Genomic DNA, 22251 nt, shown 5'->3' with positions numbered 1-22251 from the left:
CGTACTGGTCCTACGAGCTCGTCGGCTCAGCGTCCCTGCAGCAACCGCGCGACCTGGACCGCGTAGTAGGTCAGGATGATCTGCGCGCCGGCGCGCCGGATCGAGACCAGGGCCTCCATCATCATCGCGTCGTGGTCGATCCAGCCGTTGGCGGAAGCGGCCTCGATCATCGCCATCTCGCCGCTGATCTGGTAAGCGGCGACCGGCACGTCCACCGTCTCGCGAATGTCACGCACGATGTCGAGGTAGGGCAGTGCCGGTTTCACCATCACCATGTCGGCGCCTTCGGCAAGGTCGAGTTCTACCTCGCGAAGCGCTTCGACGCGGTTGGCGCCGTCCTGCTGATAGGTGCGCCGGTCGCCCTGCAGCGTCGACTCGACTGCCTCGCGGAACGGGCCGTACGCCGCGGAGGCGTACTTCACGGCGTAGGCGAGGACGCCGACTTCGGTGTGTCCGGCTTCGTCCAGCGCCCGGCGGATGACCCCGACCTGGCCGTCCATCATCCCGGACGGGCCGACGACGTGCGCGCCGGCCTCGGCCTGCGCGACCGCCATGTCGGCATACCGGGCGAGGGTGGCGTCGTTGTCGACCCGACCCTGCTCGTCAAGCACCCCGCAGTGGCCGTGTGAGGTGAATTCATCCAGGCACAGGTCGGACATCAGCACGGTCTCGTCGCCGAGCTCGTCACGGAGGCGACGGAGTGCGACGTTGAGGATGCCGTCCGGATCCGTTGCGCCGGAGCCGATTTCGTCCCGCTGCTCCGGCACGCCGAAGATCATCAGGCCACCGACCCCCGCGTCGATCGCGTCACGAGCGGCCTCGACCAGGGAGTCCAGCGTGTGTTGGACAACACCGGGCATCGACTGCAACGGCACCGGCTCGGTGACGCCCTCCTTGACGAACATCGGCAGCACCAGCTCGGCCGGGTGCAGCCGGGTCTCGGCGACCAGCCGGCGCATCGCCGGCGTCGGCCGCAGCCGCCGCGGGCGGATCGCGCCGGCCGGCAAGGACCAGTCGCGGGTTGCCGGATCCGGGGTCGTGGTCACCGTGACGCCTTGGCCTTCCGGCGCGAGGAGGACTTGCGCTCGCTGGGCCGGCGGACCGGCTCGCCGGCCTCCTGCGCCGCGAGCGCTACACCCCGGCCGTAGTCGGCGAGCGCGTCCACGAGCGCCTCGGCGCTCGGCTCGGTCGCCAGCACATCGACCCGCAGGCCGTGCTCCTCGGCGGTCTTGGCGGTCGCCGGGCCGATGCAGGCCACCACCGTGGTGGCGTGCGGCTTGCCGGCGATCCCGACGAGGTTGCGCACCGTCGAGCTTGAGGTGAAGCAGACCGCGTCGAACTTGCCGGTCTTGATGGCCTCACGCACCTCGGGTGCCGGCGGCGCGGCGCGCACGGTCCGGTATGCCGTGACGTCGTCGACCTCCCAGCCCATCTCCTGCAGACCGGCCACGAGCGTGTCGGTCGCGATGTCCGCGCGCGGCAGGAAGACCCGGTTGATCGGGTCGAGGACCTCGTCATACTCCGGCCACTCCTCGAGCATGCCCTTGGCGGACTGCTCACCGGTCGGCACCAGATCCGGTTCGATGCCCCACTCGCGCAGTGCGGCCGCGGTGACCCCACCGACCGAAGCGATCTTCAGACCGGCGAATGCCCTTGCGTCCAAACCGAATTCAACGAACTTCTCGCGCACCGCGCGAACCGCGTTGGCCGACGTGAAACCGATCCACTCGTAACGACCGGTGACCAGCCCCTTGATCGCCCGCTCCATCTGCTGCGGAGTGCGCGGCGGTTCGACGCTGATCGTCGGCACGACGTCATTGGAGGCGCCGTACGACGCGAGTCGATCGGTCATCGTGCCGGACTGCTCCTTGGTGCGCGGCACCAGGACGTTCCAACCGAACAGCGGCTTGGTCTCCCACCAGGAGAGCTGCTCGCGCAGCGCGACCACGGTGCCCACGATCGCGAGCGCCGGGCTGGTCAGCGGGTGCCCCTTGAGAGCCGCGGCGACGCCATCGAGCGTGGTCACCTGGGTGGCTTGGTGGATCGTGGTGCCGTCCGAGCTGAGCGCGACCGGGGTCTGCGCGTCGCGGCCGGCGGCCAGCAGCTTGGCCAGGCCGGCGGGCAGCGTCTCGGCGGTGCCGAGCACGACGACGGTGCTGTCGGTCGCGACCGCGCCGGACCAGTCGGCCTTGTCGTCGTTCGCGGAGAAGACGTGCACCGCGCGGGATCCGTTCGCCACCAACGGGATGCCGGCGTATGCCGGGACCGCAGACACGGCGCTGACGCCGGGCACGATCTCGAAGCCTATGCCGGCCTTTTGCACCGCGACGGCTTCCTCGGCAAGTCCGTTGAAGGTCGCCGGGTCACCGTCCATCAGGCGTACGACGAGACGTTCGCCTTCGGCACTGGCGGCCGCCTTTGCGGTCCGGACGACCAGCTTGGCCCGGGACGCACTGGTGAGCGTCTGTCCGGCCTCGCCATGGCCCGCGTCGACGATCTCGACGTCCTCGCGGGCGAAGGAGGCGACGAACTCCTCGCGTGCGATCCGATCGATGATGACGACATCGGCCGCGCCGAGCAGCTTGCTCGCGCGCACGGTCATCAGCGCGGGGTCACCTGGACCGGAGCCGACGAACGCGACCCGGGGAAGTGTCTTGGTGGTCTTGCTTGTGCTCACTGTTCACGCTCCGCAGCGCTGGTGGGGTGGATTGGGGTGACGGGGGCGGTGTCGGGTAAGACGCCGCCAGGCGCTGGATCCGGTGGATGGCCGGTCGGCGGCTCGAACGCATCGCGCGCTCCGTCTTCCAACAGCAGCGCGGCGAGTTCGTCGCCGAGCTGTACGGCGCGGCCGACGGCGCCGGTCACCGACCGGCGCAGGTCGAACGTGCCATCGGTGCGACCCACGAAGGCCCGCAACGAAATCTCCAGGCTGCCGTCGAGGTCCTCGGACACCTCGGCAAGTGCACCGAGCGGTGCCGAACAACCGGCTTCCAACGCGGCCAGCACGGCGCGCTCGGCGGTGACCGCGGCACGCGTGTCGGCATCGTCGAACGCGGCAACCACGTCGTACAACGCCGCGTCGTCGGACCGTATTTCCAGGGCGAGCGCGCCCTGACCGGGTGCGGGCAGCATCTGCACCGGGTCGATGGCCTCGGTGATCTCCGCGGTGCGGCCGAGCCGCGAGAGCCCGGCCTTGGCGAGCACGACCGCGTCGAGTGCGCCGTCCCGGACATAGCCGACACGGGTGTCGACGTTGCCGCGGATCGGCCGGATGTCGAGACCGAGGCCGAGGGCCGCGAGCTGCGCTTCACGGCGGGGTGAGCCGGTGCCGACCTTGGCGCCTTCGGGCAGTTCGCCGAGGGTGAGCCCGTCGCGGGCGACGAGCACGTCGCGCGGGTCCTCACGGGGCGGGATGGCGGCGATCGTGAGGCCAGGTGCGGGTGCGGTCGGCAGGTCCTTCAGCGAGTGGACGGTCAGGTCGATCCGCCCGGCCAGCAACGCTTCTCGGATCGCGGTGGCGAAGACCCCGGTGCCGCCCAGCTGGGCCAGCGGCGCGCGATTGGTGTCGCCCTCGGTGACGATCTCGACGAGTTCGACGTCGTGGCCGAGCGCGCGCAGCCGGTCGGCGATCTGTCCGGCCTGCGTGGTGGCGAGGGCACTGCGACGGGTGCCGATGCGGATGGTGCTTGCGGTGCTCATCGAGTGTCACCTGCTGCGCCGGGCCCGACCTGCGGGATCTGTGAGACGCGGGACTCGTGCGGGTCGAGGTCGAAGAGCGTGCGCAGCAGAGCGGCGTAGTCCTGACCGCTCTGCTCCTCCCCGGCGAGTTGCTTGATGCGCACGGTCGGGGTGTGCAGGATCTTCTCCACCACCCGGTGCACGGTCATCTGGACCTGCGCGGCGTCGGCCTCGGAGAGCTCGGTGCGCTGCCCGAGCCGGGTGAGTTCGGCAGCCACCACGTCGGCTGCGCGAGCGCGCAGTGCGGCCACGGTCGGCGCGACCGCTGCGGCCCGCCTACTTGCCAGGAACTCGGCGACCTCGCCGGTCACCAGGTCGGCGGCGGCATCGACCTGCGTCTTCTCGGCGTCGTCGGCGACACCGGCTCCGAGGTCCTCCAGGCTGAGCAGAGTGATGCCGGGCAGGTCGCCGAGTTCGGCGGCGATGTCCCGCGGAAGGGCCAGGTCGACCAGCACCTTGGCGTGTTCGGTCGCGCCGACATTGGTCTCGTCGAGGACGTGACCGACGGCGCCGGTGCAGGAGATCACCAGGTCGGCTGCCGCGACGGCGTCGGCCAGGTCGGCCCAGTCGCGCGGGGTGCCGCCGGTGGCGTCGGCCAGACGCTGCGCCTTGGCGGGCGTGCGGTTGATGATGGTCACCTCGCCGACGCCTGCCCGGGCGAGGGTGTGCGCGGCCAAGCCGCTCATCGCGCCGGCACCGATGACCAGTGCGTGCTGGCTGCTCAGCTCACCGAGCACCGACTGCGCACGCACCAGTGAACGCTCGACGAGCGACCGGCTGACCGAGTCGATGTCAGTCTCGGTGTGCACCCGCTTGCCAACCCGCAGCGCCTGCTGCATCAGGGCCGACAGGGACGGCGCGAGGTGGCCGCCCTCCTGCGCAGTGCGGAGTGCCTCGCGCAGCTGGCCGAGGATCTGCGCCTCACCGACCGCCACCGAGTCGAGTCCGGCGGCAACGCTGAACGCGTGGGCGACCGCCCGGTCCTCGAAGTGGACGTACAGGTGGTCGCGCAGTGTATTGACCGGCAAACCCGTTGCCGCAGAAAGAGATTCGGTGATGCCGTTCACGGCACCGTGGAAGGTGTCGACCTCGGCATACACCTCGACGCGGTTGCAGGTGGAGACCACGACCGAGGCATCGACGTGTTCGTTGCCACCGAGGGTGGTCTCGAGTCGCTCGGCCTGCCCCTGACCGAGCACGACCTGCTCAAGCAGATCGACACCGGTGGTGCGGTGTGACATACCGATGACGATGAGGCTCACCGAACAACCTCCTGCTCGTACTTCCCGCGCTGCTCGTATTTCCCGCGCTGCTCGTGGAACGCCAGGATCTGCAACTCGGTCGCCAGGTCCACCTTGCGCACCTCGACGCCCGGCGGCACGGTCAGCACACCGGGTGCGAAGTTGAGGATCGAACGGACACCGAGCGCGACGGCCTGATCGGCGGCGGTCTGCGCGGCCTCCGGCGGGGTCGCGAGCACCGCGATGATGCTGTCCGGTTCGTGCCGCTCCAGGTCGGCGAAGGTGATCACCTTCAGGCCGGCGATCTCGGTGCCGACGATCGCCGGGTCCTCGTCGATCAGCCAGCGCACCTGGAAGCCGCGAGTGGCGAAGCCGCTGTATGCCGCAAGCGCGTGTCCCAGGTTGCCCATGCCGATGATCGCGACCGACCAGTCGTGGTGCAGGCCGAGCTCGCGGGAGATCTCGTCGGAGAGACGGGCGACGTCATACCCGACGCCGCGCACGCCATAGGAGCCAAGGTGGGACAGATCCTTGCGCAGCCCGGCCGACCGGACACCGGCTGCTTCGGCGAGTTCTTCGGAGGAGACCACGTCGACGCCGCGGGCGCTGAGCGCGCGCAGAGCGCGGAGATACACCGGTAGCCGAGCCACGGTGGCTTCGGGAATCTCCCGACGTGCGGCCGATGCGGTGCTCACAGGCGCTCCGGCTCCTCTCGCGAATGGGCAGGCGTATACCAAACGCCGGCGCCAGAGGATGACTGACCCCCCGACTGTAGGTCTTTGTGAACGCAGGCACAAAGTCGCAAATTCCGCTGAAAAGTGCTACACGCCGAGCGCGCCCCACTGCGCGCGGTGCAGAACCCGGGCTATTCCGCGCGAGGTGTATGGCGGGAGCCGCGATTGCTCAGCGCAGCGCCTGACGCAACCGCGCCTCGTCGACCCGCCAGTAGTCGTGCTGTTTGCCGTCGACCAGGGTGACCGGGATCTGCTCGGCGTAGCGCGCCATCAGGTCCGGCTCGTCGAGGATGTTGCGCTCCTGCCAGCCGGCTCCGGTGTCGTCGGCGACGCGGCGGATCACCTCGCGCGCGTCGTCGCAGAGGTGACAGCCGGGCTTGCCGATGAGCGTGATGCGCGGAGTCGTCATACCAGACCTAGAAGAACCTAGAAGAACACCGAACGACGTTGCAGGAGTAGCGAATACAGCGACTGCTGGATGGTTTCGCGGACCTGGTCGGTCAGGTCGAAGACCAGCATCGGGTCCTCGGCGGCGGCCGGACCGAAGGCCTCCGTCTCGACGGGGGCGCCGAACTCGATGATCCACTTGCTGGGCAGCGGGATCACCCCGGCGAGGCCGAGCAGCGGGAAGAACGGGGTGATCGGGAAGTAGGGGAAGCCGAGCAGCCGCGCCAGGCCCTTGACGTTGCCGAGCATCGGGTAGATCTCCTCGGCGCCGACGATCGCGCACGGGATGATCGGCACCCCGGCACGCAGCGCCGCCGAAACGAAGCCGCCGCGGCCGAAGCGCTGCAGCTTGTAGCGCTCGGAGAACGGCTTGCCGACCCCCTTGAAACCCTCCGGCCAGACCGCGGTCAGCTCGCCCGCCCCGAGCAGTCGCTCAACGTCCGGGTTGGAGGCGAGCGTGGTGCCCGCCTTGCGGCTCAACTCGCCGATCAGCGGCGACTCGAAGACCAGGTCGGCGCCGAGCATCCGCACGTGCCGGTGCTTGGGGTGCGCGTCGTAGATCGCGACCTGCGTCATCAGCCCGTCGAGCGGCAGCGTGCCGGAGTGGTTGGCGACCACGAGCGCGGCGCCCTCGTCGGGGATGTTCTCGATGCCGCGCACCTCGACCCGGAACCACCGCTTGTAGAGCGGCCGCAGCATCGGCAGCCACACCTGCTCGGTGAACTCCTTGTCGAAGCCGAAGTCGTCGATCTCGTAGTCGCCGGTCAGCCGGCGACGCACGAAGGCCAGCGCCTGCGCGACCTTGCGCTCCAGGTCGTCGCCGTGCAGGCCGATCATCGAACCGCCGGTGCGCAGCGCACTCACCAGCATGCCGACAACACCCTCGAAGTCGGCGGCGGTCACTGCGCCTACTGCGGACAGGGTCGGCGGCTCGGGCGGGTCGGGCACGACGCGCAGCGTGCGCTCGCGCTGCTCGTCCTGGTATGACGCAGCCCCCGACACGGTCGGCGCCGGTGCAACCTGGGCTGCTGCCGCGATCCGGCGGCGCGACGGCCGCCCGGCGGGCGCGGCCTTGGCGGCCGGGGCCCTCTTGGTCGCAGCAGTTTTGGCCGTAGCAGTTTTGGTCGCAGCGGTCTTCGCTGCGGAAGTCTTGGCCGGGGAAGTCTTGGCCACGGTCGGCTTCTTCGCGGTGGCCTTCTTGGCTGTTGCCCGGCTCGCAGTTGCCTTCCGGGGTGTCGCCTTCTTCGCCGCCGACTTCTTGGCGGGTGCCTTCTTGGCCGGCTTCGCGTCGGGCTGGGTGCGGTCGGTCTGCGGGTCGTCAGGCACGGACACCTCCGAGGGCAAGGAGCGGGTTGCGGGCGCCGAACACCGTGGTGAACGCCTCGCGGGTGGACGAGACCGGCTCGAAGCCGAGCACCTCGCGCATGCGGGTGGTGTCCATGCCGCGACCGAACTGCAAGAACTGCATCTGCTCGGCGTCGAACGCGCCGTTGCCGCCGAGCAGTCCGCCGACCTGTTGCACCAGCCCACCCACCTGCGGCAGCACCGGCACGGTCGGTTTGCCGGCGAGCCGGGCGGCCTGACGCAGGGTCAGCATGCCGTCGGCGGCGACGTTGACGGTGCCGGCCGGCTGCGCGACGGTCGCTCGCTGCAGCACGCGCACCGCATCGTCGATGTGCAGCACCTGGAAGCGCCCGTCATACCCCAAAGGCACGGGAAGCGCTGGTAGTGCGAAGTATTCGGAGAAAGTGGTGCGCAGACCGGGACCGACCAGGTTGGCCATCCGCAGCATTGTCACGTCAATATCCGGGCGGCGGCGGGCCAGGCCCCGCACGTAGGTCTCGACCTCCACCGAGTCGCGGCCGAAGCCGCCGGTCGGGTTGCGGCGCGCACTCATGTCCTCGGTGAACATCGCCGGATCGCGCGGTGAGGAGCCGTAGATCGACGAGGAGGACTTGACCACCAGTCGCTGCAGCGACTCGGCCTTCTGGCAGGCGGCGAGCAACTGCATCGTGCCGATGACGTTGATCTCCTTCTGCAGGGTGCGGCCGCCGGCCTGTTTCGGAGTCATGATGACCCCGAGATGCAGCACGGTGTCGACGCGCTCCTGGCTGAGGATCTTGCCGATGATCGGATTGCGGATGTCGGCGCGCACGAAGTCGGCCCGCCCGATCCCGTGCAACGGCGGCACGGTGTCGACCGCGATGACCCGGTCGATCTGCGGGTCCGCGGCGAGCGCGCGCACCGTCATACCGCCGACGAGTCGGGAGACGCCGGTCACCAGCACAACGCGGCTCATCTACTCCTCCATCGGGGTCGGCGGTGCTTCGGGCTGCCCCGCGATCGTAACGCCGGGAGGAGGGACCGTGCCCTGCGTATCGCGGCAGGCATGCGAAAGCCCCGGACATCGCGGGGTGGCGATCCGGGGCCGATGCGGACGAGCTGCCGCTCTTACTTCTTGTTGCGGCGCTGGTGACGCGTCTTACGAAGCAACTTGCGGTGCTTCTTCTTGGCCATCCGCTTGCGGCGCTTCTTGACGACGGAACCCATGCGTAATGCTCTTTCCTTAACGACTGATGGAACGTGGACCGGTGGGCTGTAGCGCCCTAGCGGTCGCGAAGCCGGGTCCGACTGCCCGCCTACGAGGGCGGCAGCGGTCCGGCCAAGGCTACGCCATACCGGCGCGGCCAGACCAATCGGCGGCGGGCGCCGGCAGCTGCCGACCGGCTCAGGCGGTGCCCATGTAGGACTGCTTGAGGTAGTCCGACACCGCGTCCTCCGGCACCCGGAAGGACCGCCCGACGCGCACCGCGGGGAGTTCGCCGGAGTGCACGAGGCGGTAGACGGTCATCTTGGAGACCCGCATGATCGCGGCAACCTCTGCAACCGTCATGAAGTTGACGTCGCCCGGCTGACCCTCTTTCGGCATGACGGTTGTCGCCCCTTCGTCGAACGTGCCCTGGTGGATGGTGGGAAGGCTCGGACGCCTGCTCACCACTGTTACTGCTGGGACACGATAGGGGGTCCGGGCAGTCTGTGGAAAGTCTGAGTATGACGATTGTCCACCCGACACGCCGATGGGCGCTGGTGAACCAGCTCAATTTCTCGTGCGGATCCCGCTCCTGGGGCGGCTTGTGGGGGCATGCTGGGAGGTGGCTCACCGCCGAGTCGAGAAGGGCGCACACGACATGACGAGCACGGCGCGGACCCATCAGCACGACCCCACGCGGGACGACACGGAGGATCAGATCGCCGCCGCCGAAGGCCATGCGGCGCCGCTCGACCTGCTGTTGGCCGATGCGGCACTCGGGCCGTGGCGCCGCTTCACCCCGGGTATGGCGGGGGTCCGCGCCGTCGCGAACGCCGCGGCCAAACCGCTCTCGCTGGTGCACTACTCGACCGACCTGGCCGGCGAACTCGGCCGCATCCTGACCGGCCGGTCCGACCTGGCACCGCACCCGAAGGACCGGCGCTTCTCCGACGAGTTGTGGGCCAAGAACCCACTCCTCAAGGCGACCTTGCAGGTCTATCTGGCGGCGGGGCGCTCGGCGAAAGACCTGTTCGACGACATCGAGCTCAGCTGGCGGGACCGGGAGCGCCTCGGCTTCCTGCTCGACAACGTCATCGAGGCGTCAGCACCGAGCAACCTGCCGCTGGTCAATCCGGTGACCTGGCGCGCGGCGGCGTCGACCCAGGGCCGCAGTCTGCTGGCCGGCCTGAAGAACCTGCTCGGTGACATGGTGACCGCCCCGCGAGTGCCGAGCATGGTTGACGCGACAGCGTTTTCGGTGGGCAGCGACCTGGCGGTCAGTCCCGGACAGGTGGTGCTGCGCACCCCGGTCTTCGAGCTGATTCAGTACGCGCCGACAACGCCGTCCGTGCGCCGCACGCCGCTGTTGATGGTGCCGCCGGTGATCAACAAGTACTACATCGTCGACCTCGCGCCTGGCCGCAGCATGGTCGAATACCTCGTCGGTCAGGGCCAACAGGTCTTCGTGATGTCGTGGCGCAATCCCGATGCGCGACACCGCAATTGGGGGTTCGACACGTACGGCGAGTCGATCGTGGAGGCGATCGACGCGGTCACCGCGATCACCCGCACCAAGCAGACCCACCTGATGTCGATGTGCTCCGGCGGCATTCTCGCCGCCATGGTGGCCGCGCATCTGTCCGCGACCGGCGCAGCCGACAAGGTCGCGACGTTCAACCTCGGCGTCACCGTGCTCGACCAGCAGGACGCCGGACTGCCGTCGGCAGTGCTGGACAAGCGAGTGGCCCGCGCCGCAATCAGTGCCTCGGCGCGCAAGGGCTTCCTCGACGGACGCTCGCTCGCCGAGATCTTCGCCTGGCTGCGCCCGTCCGACCTGATCTGGAGCTACTGGGTCAACAATTATCTGCAGGGCAAGAAGCCACCGGCGTTCGATGTCCTCTATTGGAACGCCGACACCACCCGGATGCCCGCGGCGCTGCACCGCGACTTCGTCGAGATGGCGGTCGACAACACGACCGCGCATCCGGGCGAAGGGTCGATCCTGGGCACGCCGGTCGATCTCGGCGATGTCGACGCCGAGTCCTACATCGTCGCCGGCATCGGCGACCACATCTGCAAATGGCAGGCGTGTTACCGCAGCACGCAACTGCTCGGCGGCAAGAACACCTTCATCCTGTCCACCGCCGGGCACATCGCATCGTTGGTGAACCCGCCGACCAACCCCAAGAGCTCGTTCCGGACGGCCGCCCGCAACCCCGGCGACGCCGATCAGTGGCTGGCCGAGGCCGACACCGAAAACGGCTCGTGGTGGCCGCATTTCGCCGACTGGCTCGGCGAACGCAGCGGTGCGACGAAGCGCGCTCCGCGCAAACTCGGCAACACCAAGTTCGAGCCACTGGAGGCGGCTCCCGGCACCTACGTGTTCGACCGGTGAGCGCACGGACCGCCGCCACCCGCCGCGGGGGCGTGGAATACACGCGCGTCGTCCGGGCGGTTGGGCACGACATCCGGGTGCGCGTGCGGCCCGGGTTCGGAGACGGGCCAGTCCTGTTGCTGTGCAATGGGATCGGCGCGAGCCTCGAGGTGCTGCATCCGCTGGTCGACCGACTCGACCCGAGCATCACCGCGGTGCGCTTCGATGTGCCCGGCGTGGGCGGCTCCCCTGACGCACGCCTGCCCTACACGATGCCGGTCCTGGCGCACGGCCTCGGCATACTCCTCGACAAGCTGGGCTACGACCGGGCCGACGTCTTCGGCATCTCATGGGGCGGCGCGCTCGCGCAGCAGTTCGCCTTCCAGCACCCGCAACGCTGCCGCCGCGCGGTGCTCGTCAGCACCGGCACCGGCTCGATCATGATCCCCGCCGGGCCGAAGGTGCTCGCTCGGATGGTCACGCCGCGGCGTTATCGCGACCCGGACTACGCCCTGCAGATCGCCGCCGAGTTGTATGGCGGCAGCATCCGCGACAATCCGGCCGCGGTGCGCACGCTCGTCGACTCGCATACGCGCGCGGGATCGCGTCGCGGCTACCGGCACCAGCTGTTGGCCGGCGCGGGTTGGTGCAGCCTGCCGTGGTTGCGGCTGATCCGGCAGCCGACGCTGCTGCTATTCGGCGACGACGACCCGCTGATCCCGGTCGCCAACGGGCGCATCCTCGAGCGCGGCCTGCCACACGGCGAACTCGTGGTCTACCCCGGCGGTCACCTCGACGTAGTGGTGCAGGCGGACACCTACGGCCCGGTGATCTCGGAGTTCCTGTTGCGGTGAGTAGCCCGGCTGGCCGGAACGCGTTCAGCCCCAGGTCTCCGTCTCGTCGAGGAACCGCCGGACCGCGTCGCGATGCTCCGCCAGGCAGTCAACGCGCGCGCTCAGCCGACCGTGCAACTGCTCCAGCTCGCGCAACATGTCGCCGGTGAGGAAGTCCGGCCGACGCTGCCCGTCGCGCATACACGGCAAGAGCACCTTGATCAGCCGGGTCGGCACTCCCGCCTCGAGCAGCTGCATGATCGAATGCACGCGTTCGACCACCGCCTCGTCGAAGTCGCGGTAGCCGTTGACCTGCCGGAGCGGACTGATCAGTCCCTGTTGCTCGTAGTAGCGCAGTTGCCGGGGCGACGCACCGGTACGTTCCGCCAGTTGCCCGATGCGCATGTGACTTCCCTCACCAATTACCGCCGCGGTCTCGACCTTGACACTACCGTCAAGCCTCCAGGATCACGGTATGACCATCAAAGCCGGCGAACAACAACTCCGTCGACCGTCCGGGGTGGCCCCGGGCACGATGCCATGGCCCGCGCTTGTCGTGCTCAGCCTGATTAGTTTCATCACCCTCCTTGCCGAGACCCTGCCCGCCGGACTACTCGGTCACATCGCCGACTCCTACGCGGTGAGCCAGTCCTGGGCCGGGCAGACGGTGACGGTGTTCGCAATCGGTTGCGTCGTCGGCGCCGTACCGCTGACCCGGGTCACCCGCAACTGGCCCCGGCGCCGGGTCGCACACCTCATCGCGGCGACCTTCGCGGTGGTGATGGCCGCGTCCGCGCTCGCTCCGACGCTTGGCGCCTTGCTCGGGCTGCGCTTCCTTGCCGGCCTCGCCACCGGTTTGAGCTGGGCAGCAATCCCGAGCTACGCCAGGGTGATCGCGCCGCCCCATCTGGCCGGTCGCGCCATCGCCGCGACCGCGATGGGCGCGACGCTCGCGTTCACCATTGGGGTGCCACTCGGCACTCTGGTCGGCAACGCCACGTCATGGCGCGTCGCCTTTGCCGCGCTGGCGGCAATCGGCGGGCTCGTCTGCATCGTCGCGCTCCGCGTGCTGCCACCGGTCCGGCCGGCGCCGGCGTCGACCGGATCGTCAGTACGCGCAGCCTTGGGTATGCCGGCAGTGGTCTTCGCGATCGCCGCGTGCGGACTGTTCGCCTTCGCGCACACACTGTCCTACAACTACGTGTCCCCGCTCGCGGACGGACTCGGACGCGGCGCGCAACTGGGCGCGGTGCTCGGCGCGTTCGGCGTCGCCTCGCTCGCCGGCGCTCTACTCGCCGGAAGCTTCGGCGACCGCCACCCCCGCGTCCTCACCATCTGCGGAAGTCTCGCTCTCGCAGTCGTTTTCGTGCTCCTGGTGGTTGCAGCGCGCGACGGCGGCCTCACCTGGTTGATCTGGCCGTCGGCAATCGCATGGGGCGCCGCGTTCGGTATGGCGGCACCACTGCTGCAGACTGCGACCGCTCACGCGGCCGGGGCCGCCGCCGATGCCGCGCAGGCAGTGCTGGTCACCATCTGGAACGGTGCGCTGGCGCTCGGTGGCGTGGTCGGCGGCGTCGTGCTCGATCGGGCCGGCTGGACCGGAGTGCCGTGGCCGAGCCTGCTGGCCGCCGCCGGCGCGCTCACGATCGTCGTGTTCGCCGGCGTCGCCCGCGCCAGTGACGGCTGACCGGCGATACGACCCAGCCCGCTTGGCCGTGCACAACCCGCAACCGTTTCGAGTTATGCACGCCACACCGCCAGCTCGCGCGCACAACCCGCAACCGTTTCGAGTTATGCACGCCACACCGCCAGCTCCCGTGCACAAGACGCAACCGTTTCGACTTATGCACGCCACACCGCCAGCTCGCGCGCACAACCCGCAACCGTTTCGACTTATGCACGCCTGCCGAGTTGACTCGCGTGCACAAGCCGCAACCGTTTCGAGTTATGCACGCCATACCGCCAGCTCGCGCGCACAAGACGCAACCGTTTCGAGTTATGCACGCCCTACCGCCAGCTCGCGCGCACAACCCGCAACCGTTTCGAGTTGTGCACGCCCCTGTCGGCGAGCGCCCACGCCAACCCGACCGAACGACAAGCGGGCCGGCGCGGAGACGACGACCAGGGCTGAAGGACTCAGTCGAACCAGACGTCGAGGCCGTAGTAGGGGAAGACCGCCTCGCGAGTGGCGATAACTGCGCGGTCGACGGAGTTTTCGGGGTCTGCGCCGCTCGCCCAGGAGCGGAACCACACCTGGTCGTTGTCGGCCTGCCCATCGCCCATGCGGGCCGGGCCGGGGCGGCCGAAAGTGCGCTGCACGTGGTCGCGCCAGCCTTGCGGGACTGCCCGGTCGAGCGGGATCGGCCGGTGCGCGGCGATCGAGGTCAGATGCGTCCAGGCGCGCGGCACGACGTCGATGAGTTCGTAACCGCCACCGCCGAGCGCGACCCATTTGCCGTCGGTCATCTGGTGCGAGAGTTCGTGCAGGGTTTGGTATGCCGTGCGCTGCGCGTCTACCGACAGTGCCATGTGCGCGAGCGGGTCCGAGTAGTGCGAGTCGCAACCCTGCTGAGTGACCAGCACCTGCGGGTCGAATGCCCGGATCAGCTGCGGCACGACCGCGTGCAGTGCGCGCAGCCAGGGGCCGTCGCGGGTGCCTGGCGGCAGGGCGATGTTGACCGCGCTGCCGAGCGCGTCCGGGCCGCCGATGTCGCCCGGAAAACCCGTGCCGGGGAAGAGCACCCGGCCGGTCTCGTGGATCGAGATCGTCAGCACCCGCGGGTCGTTCCAGAAGATCCGCTCGACGCCGTCGCCGTGGTGGACGTCGATGTCGACGTAGGCGACCCGCTCGGCACCGGCATCCAGCAACCGCTGGATGCCGAGAGCCGCGTCGTTGTAGATGCAGAAGCCGGATGCGTTGCCACGCATTGCGTGGTGCAGCCCGCCGCCGAAGTTGACGCCGTGATCGAGGTCGCCCCGCCATACGGCCTCGGCAAGCTGCACCGTCGAACCGGCGATGAGCGAGGACACCTGGTGCATGCCGGCGAATGCCGGGTCATCCTCGGTGCCGAGCCCGTAGGACGGCTCTGCCATGGCCGGGTCCTCGGACGCCTGGCGCACGGCCTCGACGTAGTCGGGCGCGTGCACCCAGGTCAGGAATTCGTCGGTGCCGCCGGGCAGGGATGGTGGCACGACCTGCACGCCGGGTGCGTCGAAGACGCCGAGGTCACGGCACAACCGGGCCGTCAGGTCGAGCCGGATCGGGTTCATCGGGTGCTCGGGCCCGAAGTTGTATGCCGTCAGGCTCTCGTCCCAGACGACCTGCACCCGCGGATCTGCAGCACCCGCAGGCGAATTCACTGCCAGCTCCCGACGCCGAACGGGCTTCAGAGGACCGCGCTGGGCACGGCGCCCGGGTCGTCCCCGAGCGGGTAGATCATGGCCATCTCGTCCTCGGGCTCCTCACCCTCGGGCGGCGTCGACGTCATCGGACGGCGGCCGTCGGTGGGTCGGAAGCCGAAGCTGCTGGCAAACGCGACCGCACGGCCGTTGTCGGTGCCGACCCAGTAGAGAACGAAGTCGTACTTGTCGTCCCGCGCCTGCTTGACGCCGGCGTCGACCAGCTTCCAGGCCACGCCCTTGCCGCGCAGGTCAGGGGTCACCCAGAGGCCGAAGAGCTCACTGATGCGCTCGTCGTCGCTGGGCCGTCGCCCGACCGAGACGACGCCCACCACCTGGTCGTCGGCTTCGGCGACCAGGCGCCGGGACCGGCCCATGCGCTTGCGCCAGAAGTCCTCGTCGAACTTCTCCTCCTGCGAGGCGGACGCGGCAAAAGCGTCGGGTGCCTCACGAAGTGCTGCGAGTCGAACGTCGCGGTAGACCTGCCATTCCTCTTCCCCGAGGGCCCGCACCGAGATGTCAGTCATGGGCACAACTCTCGCACGCATCGACCGGCGATGGTCACCAGGTGTGCCCAACTGCACACCTGACACTCGTCAGACGTGCCCGGAGGCCAGGTCGTGCGAGCGCTTGGCGGCGGCCTCCATCGCGGTCAGGAACGCCGCGCGCACCTTGTGGTCGTCGAGTTCGCGCAGGGCGGCCATCGTCGTGCCGCCGGGACTGGAGACCTGCTCGCGCAGCACCGTCGGGTGCTCGCCGGTCTCCTTGAGCATGGTCGCTGCGCCATACAGCGTCTGCACGACGAGTTCGGTGGAGGTGCCGCGCGGCAGTCCGAGCAGCACACCGGCCTCGATCATCGCCTCCACCACGTAAAAGATGTATGCCGGACCGCTGCCGCTGATCGCGGTCACCGCATCGAGTTGATCCTCCGAGAGGGAGACCACCTTGCCGCAGCCGCGCATGAGGTCCTGCGCCTCCCACAGATGGTGGGTCTCGCAGTGCACGCCGGCACTGACCGCGGTCATGCCCTCGTCGACGAGCGCCGGGGTGTTCGGCATCACCCGCGCGACCGGGGTGCCCTCGGGTAGGTGCTCCTCCAGGAACGCGGTGGTGATGCCCGCGGCGATGGAGACAACCAGCGCGCCCGGCTTGAGATGCTGACCGATCTCGCGCAACAGGCCGGCCATGTCCTGCGGCTTCACCGCGATGACGACCGTGGTTGCGTCGGCAGCGGCTTCAGGTCCGGATCCGACTGCCACCGAATACTTTTCGGCGATCGTCATCAGTCGCTCGGGACTGCGGTCGGCGACGACGATCTGAGAGGCGGAGCGTCCGGAGCGCAGCAGGCCCGACAGCAGCGCCTCGCCCATGACGCCGGCGCCGATCACGGCGACCCGACGATCGGCGAATTCGCCTTGGCGTTCGGTGGTTTCGGCCATTGGTGTTACCCCTTCGTGGCGAGTGCTCGGAGGAAGAACATGGTGTTCGCGGGACGCTCCGCCATACGACGCATGAGGTAGCCGTACCACTCGTCGCCGTAGGGCACGTAGACGCGCATCTGGTTGCCGGCGGCGGCAATGCGGCGTTGTTCGTCGGGTCGGATGCCGAAAAGCATTTGGTACTCGAAGGATTCGGGCGCGCGCAGCTGCTTGTCGGCGAGCGACCGGGCAATCTCGATCAGCCGTGGGTCGTGACTGGCGATCATCGGGTAGCCGTCACCCTCCAGCAGCACCTTCAGACAGCGCACGTAGGACGCGTCGACGTCGTGGCTTTCCTGGAAGGCCACCGACTCCGGCTCCTTGTAGGCGCCCTTGCACAGCCGGATGCGGCTGCCCTCGGTCGCCAGGTCGCGACAGTCCGCCTCGGTGCGGTGCAGGTAGGCCTGCAGCACCGCGCCGACCCACGGGAAGTCGGCGCGCAGGTCGCGCACGATGCCCAGGGTCGAGTCGGTGGTGGTGTGGTCCTCCATGTCGATGGTGACCGTGGTGCCGGCCGTGGCCGCGGCTTCGCAGATCTGGCGTGCGTTGTCGAGCGCGATCTTCTCGCCGTCCTGCGGCAGGGCCTGGCCGACCGCGCTCAGCTTGACGCTGACCTCGGCGGCGCCCGAAGCAGTCAGCTCGCGAGCCTGCAGCTCCTGCAGCAGGGTCAGGTAGGCGTCGCGGGTGCGGCTGGCCTGCGCCACGTCGAGGGTGTCCTCGCCGAGGAAGTCGATGGTTGCCAGGCGCCCATCGCCGACCAGATCGGCGACCGCTTGCACGCAGTCGGCGGTGCCGTCCCCGGCAACGAAGCGACGCACGACGTCCCGGCTCACCGGCGCTTTCTCGATCACCTGGCGCACCGCCTTGCTACGGCTGAGGCCGAGCAGTCCTTGTCGCAGTGCAGCGCTGGCGTCGATCACGGGGAGGCTCCTTCTGGGAGAATCGTGCACACCAGGCCGGGAGTGTGACCTGGGCTACCGAGCAGCGTAGGCAGCCCGTCGCGCGCACCCGACATCGGCCAGGCAAATTCGCCTCGCGTTCGCGCTCTTCTTCGCCCGTGCCCGACCGGCCCTCAGTGAATCCGGGGACCGCCGCCCAGCCAGCCGATGGTGTCGGTCCGGATCACCGGATCGCCGGTCAAACCGCGCAGCGCCCGTTCGACGCCGGCGAGCGCGCGATCCCCGATCCGGTCGGCGACCTCGCGGTGGATCTCGTCGAACGCCTCGGCCGATGCGGCCAGCAGATCGTGACCGCGACTTGTGAGGGTCACCGTGCGACGCCGACCGTCCGCGGGGTCGATGGCTCGCTTGAGGTAGCCGCGCTGCCCGAGCTGTTCGAGCGTCTTGCCGGCGGCCTGCTTGCTGACCGCGAGGGCGGCCGCGAGCTCGACCGCTGAACCAGCACCGGCCGAAATCGCTTGCAAGGCATAACCGTCCGCGGGGCGCGCATCCGGGAAGCCGCGCTCGGCGAGGCGTCGGTGGAGCTCATCGATGATCATCCGGTAACCGGCGACGAGCAGCACCGGTAGTTCGTGTCCACGTCCGGATTCGGTCACGCGAACACTATAGACAACCTGGTTGTCCATATGGTCAACTGAGTTGTCTATCTCACTGGAGGTGCCACACATGACCGACCCGTTCCGGCCGCTCGATCCCACCGAGGCCGACCCATCGCTCTCCGAGACCTTGCGCGCAGTCGCGCTGCCGGGTGGCGGCCTGCCCGAGGCCGTCGCGCGAATGGCGCACTCACCCGTCACGCTGCAGACGTTCCTGGCCGCCAACGCGCGACTGCAGGAGTCGGTGCTCCCGCCATACGACCGTGAGGTGGTGATCCTGACAGTGGCGGCACGCAACGGCTGCGACGTCTGCATCACCATGCACAGCAACACATTTCGGCGGTTGGGTGGCGACGACGAACGGCTCGGTCAGGCGCTGGGCGGGCCCGGTCGGGATCCCCGGATCGAAGCACTGCGCAGTTTCACGCTCGCGATGATCGACCGCACCGGCGCCGTCACCGACGACGAGCGCGACGCGTTCCTGGACGCCGGATATCCGGCGCAAGCCGCCCTCGAGGTGGCGCTGATCATCGGCACCTACACGATCTCGACGTTCGCCAACCGGCTCACCCGGGCGTAACGTCAATCGGCCGCGGCGGCGAAGTGCAACCGGGCGAAGGCGAGCGCCTCGGCGAGGTCCAGCTCGCGCTGTTCCTGGGTCAGCTTGCGAGTGCCGACCTCAAGCACGATGTCACCGCCGTATCCGTCCCGGGCCAGTCGCTCGAGCACCTCGGCGCATGGCTGGCTGCCGCGGCCCGGCACCAAGTGCTCATCCTTGAACGACCCGGACCCGTCGGCGAGATGGATGTGTGACAGCCGGTCGCCGAGCGCCGCCTGCATTGCGAGCGCATCGGATCCGGCGGTCGCGGTGTGCGACAGGTCGAGCGTGACGTGGTCGTAATCGATCTCGACCGGGTCCCAGCCGGGCAGGTACGCCTGCATCTCGCGCTGCCGGGCGCGCCAGGGAAACATGTTCTCCACCGCGACCCGTACGTCGGTCTCGGTGCCGCGCTGCTTGACCCCCTCGACGAATTCGGCGGCATAGTCGCGCTGCCACCGAAAGGGCGGGTGCACCACGACGGTCTCGGCCCCGACTTCCTCGGCCAGGTTGATCGAGTTGTCGATCTTCGGCCACGGCTCGGTGCCCCAGATCCGTTGGGTCAGCAGCAAGGTCGGGGCGTGGATCGAAACCACCGGGATGCCGTAGTGGTCGACCAGCTTGCGCAACGCACCCGGCTCCTGGCTGACCGGATCGGTCCAGACCATCACCTCGATGCCGTCGTAACCCAGCCGGTCGGCCATCGCGAAGGCATCGACCACCCCGAGCGGATAGACCGATGATGTCGAGAGCGCGATCCTGCCCTCCGGCACCTTGACCTTGGCCGCATCCATCACGAGTCCAGCCAGTCCAACCGCCGCAGGATGACTCCCTCGCGCAACGCCCACGGACACAGGTCCAGGCGCGGGACGTCGAAGATGTCCATCGCAGCCAGGACGACCATCGCGCCGGCGAGGAGTTGTCGCGATCGGCCGGCCGAAACGCCTGGCAGCGTTGCGCGTTCGGCGGCGGTCATGGTCGCCAGGCGCGGCACCAGATCACGCAGGGCCTCTCGGTCGAGGAAGCGCTCGACATACGGCCCCTCACCGCTGGGCGCGGCTCCGGTGACCCGTGCCAGCGAACGGATGGTCTTGCTGGTGCCGACGAAGCGATCCGGGGCGCCCACCTTGGTCACGTCCCGGGCGACCCGGGCGATGTCGGACCGGATCTGTTTGCGCAGCACCTTCAGGTCGCCTCGCTCGGGCGGGTCGCCCGGCAGGTCACGCGTCAACCGGCCGGCGCCGAGCGGCAGGCTGAGTGCCACGTCGGGCTCCTCGTCGATGCCGGCGGCGAATTCGAGCGAACCGCCGCCGATGTCGACCACGAGCAACCGGCCCGCGGACCATCCGAACCAGCGGCGCACGGCGAGGAAGGTCAGTCGCGACTCCTCGGGACCGCTCAGCACCTGCAGGTCCACACCCGTCCTGTCACGCACCTGCTGCAGCACCGCATCGCCGTTGGGTGCCTCGCGGATCGCACTGGTGGCAAAGGCGAGCAGGTCCTCGATCCCCTGGTCCTCGGCGATCGTCAGGCACTCGCTGACGAAACCGACCAGCCGCTCGATGCCCTCGGGCGCGACCGAGCCGTCGGCGGTGGTGTGCTCCGACAGCCGAAGCTCGCGCTTGTGCGAGCTGGCCGGCAGCGGGTGCGCACCACGGTGCGCGTCGACCACGAGCAGGTGCACCGTGTTGGAGCCAACGTCGATCACCCCGAGCCGCATGCCGCCAACGCTAGTGCACGGGTGACCCGCCGACGGTGGCGCAGCCGCACCTACGATTGCCGGGTGGCCGAGACACCGCTGGAGATTGCCCGCACCTGGGTCGAGTTCGACAACCCCGACGACCCCGCCGAACGCTTCCGGTGCGACCTGACCTGGCTCACCTCGTCGTGGACCTGCATCTTCGGCGCCGGCTGCCAGGGCATCTACGCCGACGCACCCGACGTCGGCTGCTGCACCCTCGGCGCCCACTTCGCCGACAAGGACGACCTGAAGAACATCAAAAAGGTGGTCGCCGAACTCGGCGAGGACGAGTGGCAGTACTACGACGAGGGCCACAGCAAGGCCGGCTGGCGGGAGAAGGAGGACGGCGACTGGAAGACCCGGGTGGTCGACGGCGCCTGCATCTTCCACAACCGCCCGGGATTCCCGGCCGGCACCGGCTGCGCCCTGCACCAGCACGCGATGCTGACCGGTGTGCCGCCGCACACGATCAAGCCGGAGGTCTGCTGGCAGCTGCCGATCCGTCGCACCTTCCGCACCGTCGAGCTGAACGACGAGACGTCCTACCTGGAGATTTCGATCGGCGAATACGACCGCCGTGGTTGGGGCCCGGGCGGGCACGACCTCGATTGGTATTGCTCCGGCAATCCCGAGGCGCACGTGGGTGCTTCGCCGGTCTACGTGTCCAATGAGGGTGAGCTGCGGCACCTGATGGGCGATGCGGCGTATGACGAATTGGCGATCCGCTGCGAGGCGCATCTGCTGCAGGCGACGGCGCTGCGCGAGGCCGGTCGCGGCGGTCGCAAGCTGCTGCCGCTCTTCGTGCACCCGGCCACGCTGGCCGCCGAGGACGCCGCGGCAGGCAAGAAGAAGCCGGCGAAGAAGACGCGATGACAACGCCGCCGTCCTACGACCCGATCCCCTCACCCAACATCTGGGAACACCCGGACACCTACGAGATCGAGAACCGTGGCGTCGACCCCGACGGCCTGATCTGGGCGGCGATGCGCCGGGTGCGCGACTGGGCCGGAGCTGACGTGCTCGACATCGGCTGCGGATCGGGCTACCACCTGCCCTACTTCGCCCGGACCGCCCGCCGGGTGATCGGCGTCGAACCCTACGAGCCGCTGACCCGAGCCGCGCAGTCACGAGTGCGCGGCCTCGGCCTGGCCGAGGATCTCGTCGACGTGCGGCTCGGAGCCGCGCAAGCCCTTCCGGTGGAAGATGATTCGGTCGACGTCGCACACGCGCGGTGGTCCTACTTCTTCGGCGGCGGGTGCGAGCCGGGCCTGGCGGAGCTGCAGCGGGTGATGCGGCCCGGCGGCGTCGCGTTCGTGATCGACAACGACGCGTCGCGGTCGAGGTTCGGCGAGTGGTTCCGCGCGGAGCTGCCGGCATACGACCCGGTGGGTGTCGAACGCTTCTGGCAACGGCAGGGTTTCACCTCCACGCCGGTGACAATGCGGTGGGAGTTTGACACCCGCGCCGACTTCGAGTCGGTGGTGCGCATCGAGTTCACCCCCGATCACGCAGACCGCATCCTCGCCGAACACCAAGGCACCGGAGTCGATTACGCGGTCTTCGTGCGGTCGAAGACCTACTGA

General features: G+C 69.1%; 24 protein-coding genes. 6 read left to right on the top strand and 18 right to left on the bottom strand.

Annotation, left to right across the window (positions count from 1 at the left end):
* Positions 1-26: 26 nt before the first annotated feature.
* From hemB to N2M23_RS03735, 10 genes are all read right to left on the bottom strand, one after another.
* Positions 27-1046 carry a porphobilinogen synthase gene (hemB, locus tag N2M23_RS03780; RefSeq protein ID WP_265443406.1) on the bottom strand — a complete coding sequence of 340 codons (1020 nt, stop codon included), beginning with the start codon at positions 1044-1046 and terminating at the stop codon, positions 27-29.
* Entirely contained in the window at positions 1043-2677 is a 1635-nt protein-coding gene (locus N2M23_RS03775; protein WP_265443405.1) for a bifunctional uroporphyrinogen-III C-methyltransferase/uroporphyrinogen-III synthase, read from the bottom strand. Before N2M23_RS03775 ends, hemB begins: the two co-directional genes overlap by 4 nt.
* Positions 2674-3699, bottom strand: a complete 1026-nt coding sequence (gene hemC / locus N2M23_RS03770; protein ID WP_265443404.1) for a hydroxymethylbilane synthase — start codon at positions 3697-3699, stop codon at positions 2674-2676. The genes N2M23_RS03775 and hemC overlap by 4 nt, the downstream gene beginning before the upstream one ends.
* Positions 3696-5000, bottom strand: a complete 1305-nt coding sequence (locus tag N2M23_RS03765; RefSeq protein WP_265443402.1) for a glutamyl-tRNA reductase — start codon at positions 4998-5000, stop codon at positions 3696-3698. The genes hemC and N2M23_RS03765 overlap by 4 nt, the downstream gene beginning before the upstream one ends.
* Complete coding sequence (locus tag N2M23_RS03760; protein ID WP_265443400.1) at positions 4997-5674, bottom strand: redox-sensing transcriptional repressor Rex; 678 nt, start codon at positions 5672-5674, stop codon at positions 4997-4999. The genes N2M23_RS03765 and N2M23_RS03760 overlap by 4 nt, the downstream gene beginning before the upstream one ends.
* Before the next feature lie 208 nt (positions 5675-5882).
* Positions 5883-6122 (bottom strand): glutaredoxin family protein, encoded by a 240-nt coding sequence (locus N2M23_RS03755; protein ID WP_265443398.1) that lies wholly within the window; start codon positions 6120-6122, stop codon positions 5883-5885.
* A 17-nt stretch (positions 6123-6139) separates the two neighbouring features.
* Entirely contained in the window at positions 6140-7486 is a 1347-nt protein-coding gene (locus tag N2M23_RS20900) for a lysophospholipid acyltransferase family protein (protein WP_265443396.1), read from the bottom strand.
* A complete protein-coding gene (locus tag N2M23_RS03745) occupies positions 7479-8459 on the bottom strand; it encodes an NAD-dependent epimerase/dehydratase family protein (protein WP_265443395.1) in 981 nt (326 codons plus the stop codon). The genes N2M23_RS20900 and N2M23_RS03745 overlap by 8 nt, the downstream gene beginning before the upstream one ends.
* A gap of 152 nt (positions 8460-8611) precedes the next feature.
* Positions 8612-8710, bottom strand: a complete 99-nt coding sequence (locus tag N2M23_RS03740) for a 30S ribosomal protein bS22 (protein ID WP_082775156.1) — start codon at positions 8708-8710, stop codon at positions 8612-8614.
* Positions 8711-8888: 178 nt separating this feature from the next.
* Positions 8889-9089 carry a helix-turn-helix domain-containing protein gene (locus N2M23_RS03735; RefSeq protein ID WP_265443893.1) on the bottom strand — a complete coding sequence of 67 codons (201 nt, stop codon included), beginning with the start codon at positions 9087-9089 and terminating at the stop codon, positions 8889-8891.
* Positions 9090-9348: 259 nt separating this feature from the next.
* Between N2M23_RS03735 and N2M23_RS03730 the strand changes: the two genes are divergently transcribed.
* Positions 9349-11085, top strand: a complete 1737-nt coding sequence (locus tag N2M23_RS03730) for a PHA/PHB synthase family protein (RefSeq protein WP_265443388.1) — start codon at positions 9349-9351, stop codon at positions 11083-11085.
* Positions 11082-11918, top strand: coding sequence for a poly(3-hydroxyalkanoate) depolymerase (gene phaZ / locus N2M23_RS03725; protein WP_265443386.1), 837 nt, complete (start codon positions 11082-11084; stop codon positions 11916-11918). The genes N2M23_RS03730 and phaZ overlap by 4 nt, the downstream gene beginning before the upstream one ends.
* Before the next feature lie 24 nt (positions 11919-11942).
* Here the strand turns inward: phaZ and N2M23_RS03720 are convergent, their stop codons facing one another.
* Entirely contained in the window at positions 11943-12302 is a 360-nt protein-coding gene (locus N2M23_RS03720) for a MerR family transcriptional regulator (protein WP_265443384.1), read from the bottom strand.
* A gap of 70 nt (positions 12303-12372) precedes the next feature.
* Here N2M23_RS03720 and N2M23_RS03715 point away from each other — a divergent pair, with 70 nt between their 5' ends.
* Complete coding sequence (locus N2M23_RS03715) at positions 12373-13584, top strand: MFS transporter (protein ID WP_265443382.1); 1212 nt, start codon at positions 12373-12375, stop codon at positions 13582-13584.
* A gap of 449 nt (positions 13585-14033) precedes the next feature.
* Here the strand turns inward: N2M23_RS03715 and N2M23_RS03710 are convergent, their stop codons facing one another.
* The 5 genes from N2M23_RS03710 to N2M23_RS03690 all read right to left on the bottom strand — a co-directional run bounded on the left by N2M23_RS03710 (position 14034) and on the right by N2M23_RS03690 (position 18329).
* Complete coding sequence (locus N2M23_RS03710; protein WP_265443891.1) at positions 14034-15167, bottom strand: acetoin utilization protein AcuC; 1134 nt, start codon at positions 15165-15167, stop codon at positions 14034-14036.
* Positions 15168-15283: 116 nt separating this feature from the next.
* Positions 15284-15823, bottom strand: a complete 540-nt coding sequence (locus tag N2M23_RS03705) for a GNAT family N-acetyltransferase (protein WP_265443381.1) — start codon at positions 15821-15823, stop codon at positions 15284-15286.
* A 69-nt stretch (positions 15824-15892) separates the two neighbouring features.
* Entirely contained in the window at positions 15893-16735 is an 843-nt protein-coding gene (gene proC / locus N2M23_RS03700; protein WP_265443380.1) for a pyrroline-5-carboxylate reductase, read from the bottom strand.
* 5 nt (positions 16736-16740) lie between these two features.
* The gene (locus N2M23_RS03695) at positions 16741-17694 is read right to left on the bottom strand and encodes a proline dehydrogenase family protein (protein WP_425270177.1); all 954 of its coding nucleotides are present in this window, start codon (positions 17692-17694) and stop codon (positions 16741-16743) included.
* Between the two features lie 152 nt (positions 17695-17846).
* Entirely contained in the window at positions 17847-18329 is a 483-nt protein-coding gene (locus N2M23_RS03690) for a MarR family winged helix-turn-helix transcriptional regulator (RefSeq protein ID WP_265443378.1), read from the bottom strand.
* A 70-nt stretch (positions 18330-18399) separates the two neighbouring features.
* On the opposite strand from N2M23_RS03690, the gene N2M23_RS03685 reads away from it, so the two are divergent.
* Positions 18400-18909, top strand: a complete 510-nt coding sequence (locus N2M23_RS03685; RefSeq protein WP_265443375.1) for a carboxymuconolactone decarboxylase family protein — start codon at positions 18400-18402, stop codon at positions 18907-18909.
* Between the two features lie 2 nt (positions 18910-18911).
* Here the strand turns inward: N2M23_RS03685 and N2M23_RS03680 are convergent, their stop codons facing one another.
* Complete coding sequence (locus N2M23_RS03680) at positions 18912-19721, bottom strand: sugar phosphate isomerase/epimerase family protein (RefSeq protein ID WP_265443372.1); 810 nt, start codon at positions 19719-19721, stop codon at positions 18912-18914.
* Positions 19721-20647, bottom strand: a complete 927-nt coding sequence (locus N2M23_RS03675) for a Ppx/GppA family phosphatase (protein ID WP_265443370.1) — start codon at positions 20645-20647, stop codon at positions 19721-19723. Before N2M23_RS03675 ends, N2M23_RS03680 begins: the two co-directional genes overlap by 1 nt.
* Positions 20648-20710: 63 nt before the next feature.
* Here N2M23_RS03675 and N2M23_RS03670 point away from each other — a divergent pair, with 63 nt between their 5' ends.
* Together N2M23_RS03670 and N2M23_RS03665 are read left to right on the top strand one after the other, a co-directional pair.
* The gene (locus N2M23_RS03670) at positions 20711-21541 is read left to right on the top strand and encodes a DUF3109 family protein (RefSeq protein ID WP_265443369.1); all 831 of its coding nucleotides are present in this window, start codon (positions 20711-20713) and stop codon (positions 21539-21541) included.
* Positions 21538-22251 carry a class I SAM-dependent methyltransferase gene (locus N2M23_RS03665; RefSeq protein ID WP_265443367.1) on the top strand — a complete coding sequence of 238 codons (714 nt, stop codon included), beginning with the start codon at positions 21538-21540 and terminating at the stop codon, positions 22249-22251. The genes N2M23_RS03670 and N2M23_RS03665 overlap by 4 nt, the downstream gene beginning before the upstream one ends.

Origin of the sequence: Flexivirga meconopsidis (assembly GCF_026162425.1) — a bacterium.
GTDB classification, from domain to species: domain Bacteria; phylum Actinomycetota; class Actinomycetes; order Actinomycetales; family Dermatophilaceae; genus Flexivirga; species Flexivirga meconopsidis.
Note: the sequence above shows the minus strand (reverse complement) of the source record. Positions and strands in the feature narration are given on the sequence as shown.

Excerpts from the sequence above, each read along its gene's own strand:
- hemC (WP_265443404.1), bottom strand. The coding sequence starts at position 3,699 with ATGAGCACCGCAAGCACCATCCGCATCGGCACCCGTCGCAGTGCCCTC.
- N2M23_RS03755 (WP_265443398.1), bottom strand. The coding sequence starts at position 6,122 with ATGACGACTCCGCGCATCACGCTCATCGGCAAGCCCGGCTGTCACCTC.
- N2M23_RS03745 (WP_265443395.1), bottom strand. The coding sequence starts at position 8,459 with ATGAGCCGCGTTGTGCTGGTGACCGGCGTCTCCCGACTCGTCGGCGGT.
- N2M23_RS03740 (WP_082775156.1), bottom strand. The coding sequence starts at position 8,710 with ATGGGTTCCGTCGTCAAGAAGCGCCGCAAGCGGATGGCCAAGAAGAAG.
- N2M23_RS03735 (WP_265443893.1), bottom strand. The coding sequence starts at position 9,089 with ATGCCGAAAGAGGGTCAGCCGGGCGACGTCAACTTCATGACGGTTGCA.
- N2M23_RS03730 (WP_265443388.1), top strand. The coding sequence starts at position 9,349 with ATGACGAGCACGGCGCGGACCCATCAGCACGACCCCACGCGGGACGAC.
- N2M23_RS03720 (WP_265443384.1), bottom strand. The coding sequence starts at position 12,302 with ATGCGCATCGGGCAACTGGCGGAACGTACCGGTGCGTCGCCCCGGCAA.
- N2M23_RS03715 (WP_265443382.1), top strand. The coding sequence starts at position 12,373 with ATGACCATCAAAGCCGGCGAACAACAACTCCGTCGACCGTCCGGGGTG.
- N2M23_RS03710 (WP_265443891.1), bottom strand. The coding sequence starts at position 15,167 with ATGAACCCGATCCGGCTCGACCTGACGGCCCGGTTGTGCCGTGACCTC.
- N2M23_RS03705 (WP_265443381.1), bottom strand. The coding sequence starts at position 15,823 with ATGACTGACATCTCGGTGCGGGCCCTCGGGGAAGAGGAATGGCAGGTC.
- proC (WP_265443380.1), bottom strand. The coding sequence starts at position 16,735 with ATGGCCGAAACCACCGAACGCCAAGGCGAATTCGCCGATCGTCGGGTC.
- N2M23_RS03685 (WP_265443375.1), top strand. The coding sequence starts at position 18,400 with ATGACCGACCCGTTCCGGCCGCTCGATCCCACCGAGGCCGACCCATCG.
- N2M23_RS03680 (WP_265443372.1), bottom strand. The coding sequence starts at position 19,721 with ATGGATGCGGCCAAGGTCAAGGTGCCGGAGGGCAGGATCGCGCTCTCG.
- N2M23_RS03675 (WP_265443370.1), bottom strand. The coding sequence starts at position 20,647 with ATGCGGCTCGGGGTGATCGACGTTGGCTCCAACACGGTGCACCTGCTC.
- N2M23_RS03665 (WP_265443367.1), top strand. The coding sequence starts at position 21,538 with ATGACAACGCCGCCGTCCTACGACCCGATCCCCTCACCCAACATCTGG.